This is a genomic window from Corallococcus sp. AS-1-6 (genome assembly GCF_020037015.1).
Taxonomy (GTDB): domain Bacteria; phylum Myxococcota; class Myxococcia; order Myxococcales; family Myxococcaceae; genus Corallococcus.
The window spans coordinates 31,055-43,414 of the sequence record NZ_JAIQDE010000012.1 but is presented as its reverse complement, the minus strand read 5'-3'; the positions used below and the strand labels follow the sequence as shown (position 1 = coordinate 43,414).

The 12,360-nt window shown below is 70.9% G+C and carries 11 protein-coding genes; 3 read left to right on the top strand and 8 right to left on the bottom strand.

The genetic code is table 11. The features are described 5' to 3' along the window. The first annotated feature begins 107 nt into the window (after positions 1–107). Entirely contained in the window at positions 108–2,363 is a 2,256-nt protein-coding gene (locus K8612_RS18215) for a M4 family metallopeptidase (RefSeq protein ID WP_223763186.1), read from the top strand. A gap of 100 nt (positions 2,364–2,463) precedes the next feature. Here K8612_RS18215 and K8612_RS18210 read toward each other — a convergent pair whose 3' ends face one another. The 4 genes from K8612_RS18210 to K8612_RS18195 all read right to left on the bottom strand — a co-directional run bounded on the left by K8612_RS18210 (position 2,464) and on the right by K8612_RS18195 (position 6,485). Beyond that, complete coding sequence (locus K8612_RS18210; RefSeq protein WP_223763185.1) at positions 2,464–3,741, bottom strand: DUF418 domain-containing protein; 1,278 nt, start codon at positions 3,739–3,741, stop codon at positions 2,464–2,466. Positions 3,742–3,813: 72 nt separating this feature from the next. Further along, positions 3,814–5,115: a DUF418 domain-containing protein gene (locus K8612_RS18205; protein WP_223763184.1), complete on the bottom strand. Its 1,302-nt coding sequence runs from the start codon at positions 5,113–5,115 to the stop codon at positions 3,814–3,816. 84 nt (positions 5,116–5,199) lie between these two features. Further along, complete coding sequence (locus tag K8612_RS18200; protein ID WP_223763183.1) at positions 5,200–6,036, bottom strand: metallophosphoesterase; 837 nt, start codon at positions 6,034–6,036, stop codon at positions 5,200–5,202. 86 nt (positions 6,037–6,122) lie between these two features. Continuing rightward, positions 6,123–6,485, bottom strand: a complete 363-nt coding sequence (locus K8612_RS18195; RefSeq protein ID WP_223739086.1) for a response regulator — start codon at positions 6,483–6,485, stop codon at positions 6,123–6,125. Positions 6,486–6,614: 129 nt separating this feature from the next. Here K8612_RS18195 and K8612_RS18190 point away from each other — a divergent pair, with 129 nt between their 5' ends. After that, a complete protein-coding gene (locus K8612_RS18190) occupies positions 6,615–6,980 on the top strand; it encodes a helix-turn-helix transcriptional regulator (RefSeq protein ID WP_121761695.1) in 366 nt (121 codons plus the stop codon). A 14-nt stretch (positions 6,981–6,994) separates the two neighbouring features. On the opposite strand, the gene K8612_RS18185 is transcribed toward K8612_RS18190, so the two are convergent. Both K8612_RS18185 and K8612_RS18180 read right to left on the bottom strand, forming a co-directional pair. Beyond that, positions 6,995–8,209 carry a DUF790 family protein gene (locus tag K8612_RS18185; RefSeq protein ID WP_223763182.1) on the bottom strand — a complete coding sequence of 405 codons (1,215 nt, stop codon included), beginning with the start codon at positions 8,207–8,209 and terminating at the stop codon, positions 6,995–6,997. A gap of 66 nt (positions 8,210–8,275) precedes the next feature. Next, positions 8,276–9,679, bottom strand: coding sequence for a DEAD/DEAH box helicase (locus K8612_RS18180; protein ID WP_223763330.1), 1,404 nt, complete (start codon positions 9,677–9,679; stop codon positions 8,276–8,278). Positions 9,680–9,974: 295 nt separating this feature from the next. On the opposite strand from K8612_RS18180, the gene K8612_RS18175 reads away from it, so the two are divergent. After that, positions 9,975–10,385 (top strand): response regulator, encoded by a 411-nt coding sequence (locus K8612_RS18175; protein ID WP_083892341.1) that lies wholly within the window; start codon positions 9,975–9,977, stop codon positions 10,383–10,385. Between the two features lie 12 nt (positions 10,386–10,397). Here K8612_RS18175 and K8612_RS18170 read toward each other — a convergent pair whose 3' ends face one another. Then, positions 10,398–11,003 carry an outer membrane beta-barrel protein gene (locus K8612_RS18170; RefSeq protein ID WP_223763181.1) on the bottom strand — a complete coding sequence of 202 codons (606 nt, stop codon included), beginning with the start codon at positions 11,001–11,003 and terminating at the stop codon, positions 10,398–10,400. Continuing rightward, on the bottom strand, positions 11,000–12,088 hold the full coding sequence (locus tag K8612_RS18165) for a hypothetical protein (RefSeq protein ID WP_223763180.1): 1,089 nt from the start codon (positions 12,086–12,088) through the stop codon (positions 11,000–11,002). Before K8612_RS18165 ends, K8612_RS18170 begins: the two co-directional genes overlap by 4 nt. Positions 12,089–12,360: the final 272 nt, after the last annotated feature.

The window sequence follows — 12,360 nt, the reverse complement described above, 5'->3', positions numbered from 1 at the left end:
CTCGAAGTTTGAGAAAAGATGTAAAAGTAGAAATCTCGCCTGTACTTGAAAAACGCGCGTCTCCTGTGGCACAGTGTTTTCCTAATCTTTCCCCTTAGGAGGATTGCATGTACGAGAAGCGAGTACGCGGCGCCCTGGGTGCCGCTGCCCTGTCCCTGATGGTCGGCGCCTGCACCGACGGCGCTCCCGCCGCGAACACGGAGGACGCGAACATCCAGAAGGCTTCCGCCAACCTGTCGGCGGGCCAGAAGGTCATCGCGGCGGACTCCGACGCGGTCCCCACCTTCCTCACCGGTTCCTTCGGTTCCGTTCCCGCGCCCTCGGCCATCCAGGGCATCGCGGCCCAGCAGCAGTTGGCGCCGGTGCTCGCGAACGTGGCGCCGCTGTTCCGCCTGAACGCGAACGACCTGTTCCTGAAGCGCGCCTACGTGGGCTTCGACGGTGACACCCACTTCCGTTACGGCGTGACCCAGAACGGCATCCTGGTGCAGGACGCCGAGGTCCGCCTGCACGCGCGCAACGGCTCCGTGTTCGCGGTGAACTCGAACGCCCGCGGCGACCTGAAGGGCGAGCTGAAGGCCTCCATCGCGTCCGACGCGGCCATCGCGGCGGCCGTCGGTGATCGCGGCTCCCCGGAGCGCGCGGCCGCCAACGGCGAGCCCCAGCTCGTGTACCGCCGCTCGGGCAACGAGCTCATCCTGGCCTACGAGGTTCGCGTCCAGGGCGAGCTGAAGGACACCACCCCGGTGGATGACTCCGTGTACGTGAACGCCAAGACGGGCGACGTCTTCGAGCGCGTTCCGCACATCCACTCCGCGAAGAAGCGCGAGGTGTGGGATCTGCAGCACCGCACCACGCCCTCCACGGCCGTCAAGGGCCGCTTCGAGGGTGAGGCCCCGGTCGCCGACCAGGTCATCAACAACAACTACGACCACCTCGGCACCGTCTACGACTGCTACAGCAACCTGTTCGGCCGTGACTCGTACGACAACGCCGGCCACCTGCTGAAGAGCTACGTCCACTACAGCAACAACTACGTCAACGCCTACTGGGACGGCTCCCAGATGGTGTACGGCGATGGCGACGGCGTGAACGCCTCCAACCTGGCGAACTCGCTGGACGTGACGGCGCACGAGCTGACGCACGCGGTGACGGAGTACGAGTCCAACCTCACCTACTCCGGTGAGTCCGGTGGCCTCAACGAGTCCATCTCCGACATCTTCGGCGCGGTCTGCGAGTGGTACGGCAAGGGCAAGGTCATCGACGAGGGCACCTGGATCGTCGGCGACGACGTCTGGACCCCGAACATCCCGGGTGACGGCCTGCGCTACATGAAGAACCCCACGCAGGACGGGGACTCGCTCGACTACTACCCGGACTACGGCTCGGGCGTGGACGTGCACTACAGCTCGGGTATCTCCAACCTGGCGTTCTACCTGATGTCCCAGGGTGGCACGCACCCGCGCGCCAAGACGACCCAGGTCGTCAACGGCATCGGCTTCGAGAAGGCCGCCAAGGTCTTCTACAAGATCAACGCCGACCTGCTGACCGCGTCCTCCAACTTCGAGGCGGCGAAGACCGCGTCGGAGCAGGCCGCGACGCAGTTGGGCTTCACCGCGGCGGAGATCACCGAGGTCGGCAACGCCTGGAAGGCCGTGGGCGTGGGCGTGCCCGTGCCTCCTCCGGTGACCACGCCGATCGAGAAGGGCGTGCCCGTGACGGGCATCTCCGGCACCTCCGGCAGCAAGGTGTACTACTCCGTGACGATCCCCGAGGGCGCCACGGACGTGACCTTCACGCTGTCCGGTGGCACGGGTGACGCGGACCTCTACGTCCGCAAGAACAACGCCCCGACGGACTCCCTGTACGACTGCCGTCCGTACAAGTCCGGCAACGCGGAGACCTGCACCTTCGCCACCTCCGGCGCCAAGGGCATCTGGTACGTGATGATCAAGGGCTTCACGTCCTACACGAACACCAGCCTGTCCGTGACCTGGAAGGGTGGCTTCGAGGACATCGGCAACGAGACCCGCATCGAGGGCCTCTCCGGCGTGCCGGGCTCCAGCCGCACCTTCATCATCGACATGCCTGAGTTCAAGAAGGACTCCGGCATCAACACCCTGTCCATCGCGCTGGGCGAGGGCGAGGGCAACGCCGACGTCTACGTGCAGGCCGCCGCCGCTCCGACGTTCACGTCCTACCTGGGCCGTGGCGTGAAGGAGAGCGCGACGGAGAGCGTCATCCTGCGCAACATCCCGGCGGGCAAGTACTACATCACGATTGTCGGTGTGCCGAGCCTGGTCGACACGACGGTGGACGGCTACATCAACACCGTGTTCGCGGCCTCCTACAAGGTCAAGTAGTGCCTGAAGGCGCAGGGCGCGGCGAAGGTGCCGCGCTCCGCTCCTGAGACCCCGGGCTCCCGCCTCCTCGCGGGACCCGGGGTTCTTTTTTGTCCCCGCTTCAGCTCGCCGCGGGCGCCGCGCCAGGGGCCAGGCGCATGGGCTGGGCGCGGCCGTAGGTGAGCGAGCGCCACAGCCACTCCACCGGGCCGAAGCGGAAGCGCGCCAGCCACCAGTGGCTGAAGGCCACCTGTCCCGCGAACAGGGCCAGGCACATGAGCAGCGTGAGCGACGGCGGCGTCTTGCCGACCAGTCCCAGGCCCCAGCCGTCATACACGCACAGGCTCAGCACGGACTGCATGAGGTAGAGCGTCAGCGCCATGCGGCCCGCGGGGGTGAAGACGCCCAGCACCTTGCGCCAGCGCTCCCTCTGGAAGAGCAGCGCGAAGGCCGCCGCGTAGCCCACGCCCAGGAAGAGGATGCCGACGTCCTTGGGGATGCGCATCCACACCAGCCACCCCGGCAGGCTCGTCACGCCCCGGTACGCCAGGTTGAGCGCCAGGACGAAGAGCCCGATGGCGCCGCCCACCCCCAGCCCCCAGGCGGCCAGCTTCCGCAGGAGCGGGCGGTGGCGCTCCACGTCCTGCAGGAGCCCCCGGCGCCCGGCCCACAGGCCCAGGAGGAAGCGGCCCAGGATGATGGACAGCAGCACCGGGCGGTTGGGGTTGGGGATGCTGGCCCAGCCGTAGTCCGCGTTGGCCTGCTGGGTCGTCACCACCGAGTCGCTGGACAGTCCGGCGAGGAACGCCGCGCGGCGCTCCGCCTCCTCCTCCCGCGTGGCCTTCTGGGCGCGCTCCGTCGCCGCCGCGCCGTCCAGCAGCACCGGGAGCAGCCGCTGCCCGATGGAGAAGACGATGGGCACCACGAACAGGAACAGCGCCGCCCAGACGAGCACCGTCTTCCCGGAGCACTCGCGGAACGACAGCAGCAGGAAGCCCACCAGCGCGTAGGTGGTGAGGATGTCGCCGAACCAGATGGCGAACATGTGCACCAGCCCGATGCCCAGCAGCACGAGCAGCCGGCGCCGGTACACCGGCACGATGGAGGTGCCCCGCCCCTCCGCGCGCGTCATCTGCAGCGCGAAGCCCAGGCCGAAGAGCAGGGTGAAGAGGGTGACGAACTTCTGCTCGATGAGCAGCGCGAAGAGCGAATTGACCGTGAGCTCCAGCGGCGACGCGGCCAGCGCCAGGGCCTGCTCTTTCGGCAGGAACAGCCGGCCGTTGAACCAGTTCAGGCTGTTGGAGATGAAGACGCCCAGGAGCGCGAAGCCGCGCAGGGCGTCCAGGGCGTGGACGCGCTGCGCGCTCTCAATGGGACCGGCGGAAGGGGACTCGGACATGCCGGGCACTACATGCCGGTGCCCTCGGCAGCGTCAAATCACGCGCCCCCGCTTTTGAGATGGCGATACAGCTCAGTGCGCCGCGCGCGCCGCGCTGGCGGGGACCAGCCGCATGGGCTGGATGCGGCCGTAGGTGAGCGAGCGCCACAGCCACTCCACCGGGCCGAAGCGGAAGCGCGCCAGCCACCAGTGACTGAAGGCCACCTGCGCCGCGAAGACGCCCAGGCACATGAGCACCGTGCGAGACGGCGGCGTGCGGCCGACGAGCCCCAGCCCCCAGCCGTCATACAGCCAGATGCTGATGGCCGACTGCATGAGGTAGAGCGTCAGCGCCATGCGGCCCGCGGGCGTGAGCACGCCCAGCACCTTGCGCCAGCGCTCCTTCTGGAAGAGCAGCGCGAAGGCCGCCGCGTACCCGCAGCCCATGAAGAGGTAGCCCACCTCCCGCAGGGTGCGCATGCCCACCATCCACACCGGCTGCTCGAGTTGGGCGCCGGGGCCGCCGGGGGCGCCCTGTTTCCTCAGGTAGAGCACCAGCGACAGGGTGGCGACGGCGCTGCCCACGCCCAGCCCCCAGGCCATCACCCGCACGAGCAGCGCGCGGTGGCGCTCCACGTCCTCCAGCAGCCGGCGGCGTCCGACCCACAGGCCCAGGAGGAAGCGGCCCAGGATGATGCACAGCCAGATGGGGCGGCCCGGGTTGGGCAGGTTCTGCCAGGCGAAGACGGCGTTGGCCTGCTGTGACGTCAGCACGGAGTCGCTGGACAGGCCGGTGAGGAACGCCGTGCGGTGCGCGACCTCCAGTTCGCGCGTGGCCTTGGCGGCCTGCTCCGCGGCCTCCTTGCCGTGCAGCAGCTCCGGGCCGAAGCGCTGCGCGACGGACAGCGCGAGCGGCAGGACGACGAAGAGCACCGCCACCCAGGTGAGCACCGTCCTGTCCGAGCGCTGCCGGAACAGGAGCAGCACGAAGCCCACCAGCGCGTAGGTGCTGAGGATGTCCCCCACCCAGATGGCGAACATGTGCACCAGCCCGATGCCCAGCAGCACGAGCAGCCGGCGCCGGTACACCGGCACGATGGAGGTGCCCCGCCCCTCCGCGCGCGTCATCTGCAGCGCGAAGCCCAGGCCGAAGAGGAGGGAGAAGAGGGTGACGAACTTCTGGTCCACGAAGAAGGCGTAGAGCTGGCGGACCACCATCTCCAGCGGGGGCGCGGCCAGCGCCTGGGACTGTTCGCCCGGCAGGAGCTGCCGGCCGCTGAACCAGCTCAGGCTGTTGGAGACGAAGACGCCCAGCAGCGCGAAGCCGCGCAGGGCATCCAGCAGGTGCACGCGCTCGGAGAGCTCGACGGGGCCAGCGGAGGAGGGCTCGGGCATGGCGTGCAACTACACGCCCGCGGGCCGCGCACCGTCAAACGCGTGGGGGATGGCGCGGCGCGCGCCGGACGGTGACTCGCGACGTCACGGCGGCGGGACGGGCTGGGGACCGGGGAGCACCTCGCGCAGGCAGCGCTCCAGGCCGCCCCGGTGGCGCCATTGCATGGGGTAGCCCAGGGAGACCTCCTCGAAGCGCACGCCGTCGCGCCACAGCGTGGCGGGCATGTGCAGGTGCCCCGTCACCACCACCTCCGCGCGGTAGCGCGTGTGCCAGTCCTCGGTGAGGCGCGTGCCGCACCAGATGGAGAAGCGCGGGATGCGGGGCAGCCGCACGTGCTCGTAGCGCAGCGGGTAGTGGTTGATGAGGATGGTGGAGCACTCCGGCGGCAGCCGCTCCAGCCGCGCGCGGGTGCGCTCCACGCGCGCGTGGCACCAGGCCTGACGGGTGGGGTAGGGCTCCGGATGCAGGAGCACCTCGTCCGTGCACATCAGGTCGTCCTCCCAGGCCCACTCCAGCGCCTTGTCCGCGGGCACGGTGTCCGGGCGGAAGGTGTAGTCGTAGCCCAGGAACATGGGGACGATGACGCGGGGCGGGCCCTCGCCGGGCCAGCGCGGATACGGGTCCTCCGGCGTGAGCGCGCCGTAGCGGTGGCACAGGTCCACCATGCGCAGGTAGCGCGCCTCGCCCTTCAGCGGGGGCTGTTCGGAGGGCATGGTCCACAGCTCGTGGTTGCCCGGCACCCAGACGACCTGGCGGAAGCGCGCGGTGAGCGTGCGCAGCATCAGCTCCATCTCCGCGAGCGTCTCGCCCACGTCGCCGCCGACGATGAGCCAGTCGTCCGGACGCGGCGCGAGTGCCGCCAGCGCCTCGTGGTTCTCCTTGTGCCGCAGGTGCAGGTCGCTGATGGCGTAGAGCTTCATGGCGTGCGTGGGGAAGGCCCTACCTTAACGCGCACGGCCGCGCACGCCATGGGAACGCCCGGCCGTCCGCTCGCCGTCAGCTCCCATCAGCTCAACGACGCCAGGAGCGCCAGCACCTGCTGCGGCGGCGCGGCGCGGTCCATCCAGGTGATGCCCTTCTCCCGCAGCCCGCGGGACGGGGGATGCGTGGTGTGCAGCGCGCACGCGGCGCGCGGAAGCCGGGCGCGCACGCACGTGAGCAGGCCCAGCCCGTCACCATCCGGCAGGCCGTAGCCGCTCACCACCACGGACGGCGCCGCTTCCCCCATCAGCCGCTCCGCTTCGCGCACGCCCAGTGCGAAACGCTTGTCTCCGGGCAGGTACCTGGAGAGTCGCCGCAGCGCGGCCAACGCACGCGGATCCGCGTCCACGAAGAGGAAGCTGGGAGGGGGGCCGGAGGGCTCTCGCATGAAGGCAATGGGTGGTGCGGACAGGCTAGACGCAAGAGGTTGTGTCGCGAAAAGCCTACCCCGGAAGTTCTTGGAAGCCAACCTCTCAAGTCATATCGACATGGGCGAACCCGGTAGGTTAACGACCCCATGGAAAAGACCCTCGCATCCCGGCTCGGAGGCGCGGCCCGCGTCGCCCGCACCCGCCTGAACCTGACCCAGGCGGACGTGGCGGAGCGCATCGGCATCGCCAGTGAGGTCTACGGGCGCCTGGAGCGCGGCCACATGCTGCCCAGCATCCAGACCTTCCGCCGGTTGTGCGTGGTGCTGTCCATCTCCGCGGACGAGGCGCTGGGGCTCAAGCCGTCGCAGGACGTGAAGTGGGCCGCGGAGCCTCCGTCCGACTACGGCGAGTCCGCGGAGCTGCGCCGGCTGCTGCGCCGCGCGAAGCAACTGGACCGGGGCTCCGTGCGCATCCTCAGCGTGCTGGCCTCGCAGTTCAAACCCCGCGGCTGAGGACGCGCGGGCGCTCATCCGGCCTGCGTCGCGCCGTCCCATCGCGCGAGCCGCTCCCGCAGCTTCCGGACGGAGGGAAAGCCGTTGAAGAGCACCACCTGCGGGTGGGACTCCAGCGCCTGCCGCTCCGCCGCCTCCTTCGCCAGCGCCCGGTCCACGCCCAGCAGCAGCCCCGCGTCCGGGCGCGCGCGCAGCTCCGCCAGCCGGCGTGACAGCGGCGCGGCGTGCCACGGGTGGAACAGCTCCAGCGCGACCTGCTGGCCCGTCTTCCGGTGGCGGAAGGTGAGGTCCGGCACGCACAGGCCGGCGGCGCCGGTGTGGCGGGGCAGCGGCGTCAAGTCCAGCTCCCAGGCCTCGTCCTCGAAGCCCTCCGCCAGCGCGGCCACCTCCGGCGGCACGTGACCCAGCGCGGCGGGCAGCGGGGACACCAGCGGATCCTCGTGGGAGAGCTGGAGCGTGGAGACCTTGCGCGCGTCCTCCAGCACCGCGGACAGCTCCCAGCGCTCCAGGACGGGGACCACGGAGAGGAAGCTCGCGAGTTGCAGGCCGTACTTCTTCTGCAGGGCCAGCATGGCGCCGGGGCCCTCCACCTCCAGGGACCAGTCCTCGCCGTCGCGCCGCACCTCCGCCACCAGCCGGCAGAACTTCAGCCAGCGCAGGAGCTTGCGCACGCGCAAGAGCTCCGGCGACCGCGCGCGCAGGGTGAGGCGCCGGGCGTTGAGCAGCGGCCCCTGCGCGAGCGCCAGGTTATAGCGGTCCAAGAGCCCCTGCGGCGTGAGCGCCTCGCCGTCCCACCCGAGCAGCTTCCGGTTGCCGGGCAGGTCCGAGTAGAGCGCCTCGCGCGTGTCCGCCAGGGGCGCGTCCAGGGCCTCCGTGAGGCGCGCTTCGTAGGCCTCCAGCGTTGTGTCCGGGGCAAGGGTCCGCAGCACCTTCGCGCCCACGAGCAGCGTGCGCCAGCGCGCCTCCGTGGCGCCTTCACCGGCCTCGTCGAAGAGGAGCCGGTCGAGCAGCAGCTTCACCAGCCCGCGCGCGACCTTGGGGCGGCTGAACGCGCCGGCCTTGAGGCTGAAGGCCTCCTCCACGTCGTCGCGGCGCTGGCCCCGGAAGGCCTCCGCGTCCGCGAGCAGCTCCTTCGCGAGCGCCTGGAGGGACGGGTCGTGCGTCTTCACGAACGACGGCCGCAGGATGCCTTCGCGCACGCGCGAGGCGAGCAGTTCACGCGTCAGCATGCCGAGGACCCCCGCGCACGGCGCGAGGTGATGCGCTCGCGCTCCTGGCACGCGCGCGGGCGGACGTCATGTTCCAGCATCGGGCGGACCCTCCGGCTCCTGGTAGGCGCGGTGCTGCCGGCGTCTCTCGCTGATGCCGCTCTCCGCCGTCTGCGCGGAGCACACCTCGTACAGGAGGGCGCGCTTGCCGGGGCGCTTTCGCAGGATGCGGCCCAGGCGCTGGACGTGCTCGCGCACGCTGCCGCTGCCGCTGAGCACCACGCCCACGCGCGCGTCCGGCACGTCCACGCCTTCGTTGAGCACCCGCGAGGTGAGCAGCACCGGCAGCTCCGCGCTGGCGAACGCGGCGAGCAGCGCCTTGCGCTCCGGCAGCGGCGTGTGGTGCGTGAGCGCGGGCAGCAGCAGCCTGCGCGCCAGCGTGTAGACCGTCTCGTTGTCGTCCGTGAAGACGATGACGCGGTCCTCGCGGTGCTCCAGCAATATCTTCCAGAGCGCGTCCAGCTTGCCGCTGGAGGTGAGCGCGATGCGGCGCTGCTCCCGATAGCCCCGGTACGCCGCGCGCCCCTCGTCGCTGCGCTGGCTCTGCGCCAGGAAGCGCGCCCAGCCTTCGGGAGACGCGAGCGGCACGCCCAGCTTGCGCACGAACGTGAGGTAGCGGCCCCGCGCCTCGTCGTAGCGGGTCTTCTCGTCGGGTGTGAGCGGCACCTCGATGCGGCGGACTTCATAGGGCGCCAGGTACTGGCCCTGGAGCTCGTCGATGCCGGTGCGGTGCACCAGCGGGCCCAGGAGCTCCTCGCACACGCGCTCGCCGCCGTCCGCGCGCTCCAGCGTCGCGGTGAGCCCCAGCCGGTAGGGCGCGAGCGTCCCCTCCGCGATGAAGCGGTAGCTGGGCGCGGGCAGGTGGTGGCACTCGTCGCAGATGAGCAGGCCGAAGCGGTTGCCCGTGAACTCCATCTGCATCGCCGCGGAGTCGTACGTCGTCACCGTGAGCGTCTGCCGGTCGTTGACGCCGCCGCCCACCATGCCCACCGGCGTGGCGAAGTGCTTCGCCAGCACGCCCTGCCACTGCGCCATCAGGTCCAGCGTGGGCACCACCACCAGCGTGGGCCGCTTCACCCACGCGATGGCGAGCACCGCCAGCAGCGTCTTGCCCGCGCCGGTGGGCAGCTCCACCAGCCCCCGGCCTCCCGCGCGCGTCCAGGCGTCCAGCGCCGCGCGCTGGTGCGGAAACGGCTCGATGGGCACCGCCAGGGGCAGCTCCGCCGGCTCGAAGCGCTTCGCGCGGTCCTCGTAGGGCAGCCCGCATTCGCGCAGGCGCAGGACGACGTCGCGGTAGTGCCGCGCGGGCGCGCGGAAGACGCCCGTGCGCCCGTCCTTCTGGAAGAGCGCGTGCAGGCGCGCGTCGTCGGGCAGCGTCGGGGCCACCAGCGTGCCGCTGTCGTAGTGCAGCTCGGTGAGGGGGGAGGGCAGGGGCTCGATGGCGGACGCTCGGGACGCGGGGGGAACCGACGTGGGGGGAGACTCGCGCGGGATGGGAAGTAGCGGGTTGGAGGGCGCTCCGCCACTCTGGCCCGCGCGGCCGGAAGAAGCCACGGGCGCGGACGGTTGGCCGCCTGGATGGACGGCGTGCGCACCTGGACGCGGGATGGATTGATTCGAAGGGGGGCCGGGCGTTACCTGCTCATCCCATGTCCTGGACCCGCCCCGCCGCTGCTCGCCGTGTTCCGCCCGTCGGCTGGAGGCCCGTGTCCTTCCGGGCGTCGCGCTGATGCGGGTCCTGGTCGTCAGCCCGCATGCGGCGTCGCGTGCGCTGCTCAGCCGCTTCCTGGACGCGGAGCCGGACGTGGAGGTGTCCGCCACGGGCGAGCCCGATGACGCCTTCGCCTCCATCAAGGAGAACAAGCCCGCGCTGGTGGTGGTGGACCTGCGCCGTCCGGACGAGGACCACCCGCTGTTCCTGGGGCTCTTGCGCAAGCGGCACCCGTCGCTGCCGGTCATCTCGCTGGTGCCCGGCCGGCTGCGCATCTTCGACGGCCGCTCCGAGCGCGTGCGCGAAGCCCACGGCGACACCGCGGAGGCGCTGCACCACCTGATGGGGTCGGTGCTCCAGGCCACGCGCGACCTGCTGGCCCAGCACCTCTTGCGGATGCTGCGCCCGCCGGTGGGGCGGGCCTGAAGCCCCGCGCGACTACAGGCGCAGCCGGTAGCCCAGGGCCGCGAGCACCGCGCCCGCGTTCACGTCGCCGGTGGTGAGGAAGTCCACCCGGGCGAAGTGGTACTTCGCCTCCAGGAAGGCGCCGCCGGGACCCAGCGGCAGCTCCGCGCCCGCGAGCACCTGGAAGCCTGGCCCGCTGCCGCTCTCCGACGCGGTGCTGTCGAAGGACTCCACCGTCGCGCGGTGCAGGTACAGGCCGGGGCCCGCGCCCACGTAGGGCGTGAGCGGCCCCAACGCGCGGGGGAATCGGAACACGGCGGACAGTTGGATGGCCACCTCGCGCTCGGCGAGCGTGTACGGCGACTCGATGGGCTGGCCCAGGTTGTCCAGTTGTGGCCCGCGCAGCGTCCCCGACGTGGAGGGCCGGTGGTAGTTCACCTCCAGCACCAGCGCGAGGCGCCGCTGGAGGAGGGGCGTGAGGTAGCCCACCTCGCCGCCCAGGAACAGGTCGCCGCCGAGCGAGGTGACGGGCTTGATGAAGCCCACCTTGGGCGCGATGAAGACGGGGCCTCCGGTGTCCTTATTGGAGGAGGGGGCGGCGGCCAGCGCCGCGGCCGCGAGCAGGGCGAGGGCGTTCATGGGGTGACGGTGAAGCCGGAGGACGCGGGGAGGGTTCCGAAGGCGCCGCTGGGGTCCGCGACGATGAGCCCGTAGGTGCCGGGCACGATGCCGCCGGGACACGCGGGGTCCGTGACGGGCCGCGAGTCGAAGCCGGAGCAGTTGGGTACGGTGGCGCGGAGCTGCGCCTGGGAGACGTACGTCACGTCGTACAGCGGGATGTTCACCGTCTGGCCGGGGTCCGTCTTCACGGGAGCGACGAGGTACACCTCGTGGGTGCCGGGCGTGAAGCGGTTCGCGGTGCCGGACGCGGTGTTGGTGACGGTGATGACTGTGTCGCTGTTTGCGGGGCCGCTCGCGGGCGACACGGAGAGGTTGCCCAGCCGCGGATAGGTGATGGTGAGCGCCTGGGGACGCGTGACGGAGCAGCCCTCGGGGTTGGTGAGGGTGAGCGCGTAGGTGCCCTCCGGCGTCGCGGGGGGCACCTCGGTTTCGATGCGCGTGTCGGAGACGACGGTGACGGTGAAGAGGGGCTGGTCCTCTTCGCCCTGGCGCTGGAGGACGATGAGCGGCAGCGCGTCCGCGCGGAAGCCGCTGCCTTCGATGACGAGGGGGCTGGCGGCGTTGTAGCGGAAGCCCTCGGGCGCGGTGAGGGTCGTGATGACGGGCGGTGGCACGACGCGCAGGGCGTCCTCGAGCTCGGCGGTGCCGCCGAGGGGGTTCGTCACGGAGACGGTATAGGCGCCGGGCGGGAGCGTGTTCGACGGCGTGCTGTCGCGGGTGGGCAGGTCCATCCGCATGAGCTCGGTGCGCGCGAAGAAGAGGTGGTCCGCGGGGAGCGTGTAGTCGGCGGGGCCGCTCAGGGAGACCGTGGGAAGCTCCACGGACGGCGAGTCGGTGAGCGCGTCGCGAGGCACGGGGGTGAAGCGGTCGCCGATGAGCTCCAGGCGCCATCCCGACGGGCCGCCACCGGCGTTGCAGACGCGCGCGGGGGTGATGAGCCGCTGCCTCGGATTGATGAGGCCCTCGAGCTTCGGGGTGGTGCCTTCGGTCGATTCGGAGCAGGCGACCAGGCTGAGCAGTGCGGCGGCGACCGGAAGGCGCACGGGTTCCTCCATCATCCCGTCAACAAGGCTGTCACACGTTAGGCCGGGGCCCCGGAGGGTCAGGAGTTTTTTCCGGCTCAGGGCCCACAGTCCGGGTCGTCCCGTGGGCCGGGATGGCTCAAGTCCCCGATATCAAAAGGGAATATCCCGCGAAGAAGCGTCGGCACGGCGAATGCTTAGGCACCCCGGCATCAGCAACGGGCAGCACGGCGGGGGGGACGGAGTCGGTGGGGGGGAAGCCGTACTGCTTCAAGGGGAACAGGGCGGGACGG

Excerpts from the sequence above, each read along its gene's own strand:
- K8612_RS18215 (WP_223763186.1), top strand. The coding sequence starts at position 108 with ATGTACGAGAAGCGAGTACGCGGCGCCCTGGGTGCCGCTGCCCTGTCC.
- K8612_RS18170 (WP_223763181.1), bottom strand. The coding sequence starts at position 11,003 with ATGAACGCCCTCGCCCTGCTCGCGGCCGCGGCGCTGGCCGCCGCCCCC.
- K8612_RS18205 (WP_223763184.1), bottom strand. The coding sequence starts at position 5,115 with ATGCCCGAGCCCTCCTCCGCTGGCCCCGTCGAGCTCTCCGAGCGCGTG.
- K8612_RS18200 (WP_223763183.1), bottom strand. The coding sequence starts at position 6,036 with ATGAAGCTCTACGCCATCAGCGACCTGCACCTGCGGCACAAGGAGAAC.
- K8612_RS18210 (WP_223763185.1), bottom strand. The coding sequence starts at position 3,741 with ATGTCCGAGTCCCCTTCCGCCGGTCCCATTGAGAGCGCGCAGCGCGTC.
- K8612_RS18190 (WP_121761695.1), top strand. The coding sequence starts at position 6,615 with ATGGAAAAGACCCTCGCATCCCGGCTCGGAGGCGCGGCCCGCGTCGCC.
- K8612_RS18185 (WP_223763182.1), bottom strand. The coding sequence starts at position 8,209 with ATGCTGACGCGTGAACTGCTCGCCTCGCGCGTGCGCGAAGGCATCCTG.
- K8612_RS18195 (WP_223739086.1), bottom strand. The coding sequence starts at position 6,485 with ATGCGAGAGCCCTCCGGCCCCCCTCCCAGCTTCCTCTTCGTGGACGCG.